The 790-nt window shown below is 72.7% G+C and carries 1 protein-coding gene; it reads left to right on the forward strand.

Features of this window, described 5'->3' with window-relative positions; translation table 11 throughout:
- The coding region (locus ACEN88_RS33135; RefSeq protein WP_413346548.1) for an FAD-binding oxidoreductase at window positions 1–790 on the forward strand (790 nt) is incomplete at both ends.

Below are 790 nucleotides of genomic sequence, written 5' to 3' on the forward strand. Positions count from 1 at the left end.
CGTGCGCACCCTGCTGCGCTGGGCCGCGGACCACGACGCGGCCGTCGTCCCGTACGGCGGCGGCACGAGCGTCGCCGGACACCTGGATGCAGTCGGCGCGCGGCCGACCTTGTGCGTCGACATGGCGCGCATGCGGGCTCTCGTATCCATCGACGCGGATGCGCAGCTGGCCGTGTTCGAAGCCGGCGTGGCCGGCCCGGACCTGGAAGCGCAGCTGCGCGCGCACGGCTACACGCTCGGCCACTTCCCGCAATCGTTCGATTATTCGACGCTGGGCGGCTGGGTCGTGACGCGTTCGTCCGGCCAGCAATCGCTGCGCTACGGCCGCATCGAGCAGCTGTTCGCCGGCGGCCGCGTGGAGACGCCCGCCGGCCCGCTCGCCATCCCCACCTTTCCGGCGTCCGCCGCAGGCCCCGACCTGCGCGAACTGGTGCTGGGGTCGGAAGGACGGCTCGGCATCCTGACGGAAGCGGCGGTGCGCATCAGCCGCCTGCCCGAATACGAAGCGTTCCACGCGGTGTTCTTCCCCGACTGGACGGCGGCCGAGCGGGCCGTGCGCACCATCGTGCAGGCGCGACTGGGCCTGTCGATGCTGCGCCTGTCGAACGCGGTGGAGACGGCGACGATGCTCACCCTGGCCGGCCACGGCCGCCAGGTGGCGCTGCTGGAGACGTGGCTGAAGCTGCGCGGCGCGGGCCCTGATAAATGCATGCTGCTCGTGGGCGCGAGCGGAGAGAAGGCGCAGGCACGTGCCGCGCTGAAGGCGGCGCTGGCGCTCGCGCCCACGAGC

This window comes from Massilia sp. CT11-108 (genome assembly GCF_047302915.1).
GTDB classification, from domain to species: domain Bacteria; phylum Pseudomonadota; class Gammaproteobacteria; order Burkholderiales; family Burkholderiaceae_D; genus Telluria; species Telluria orientalis.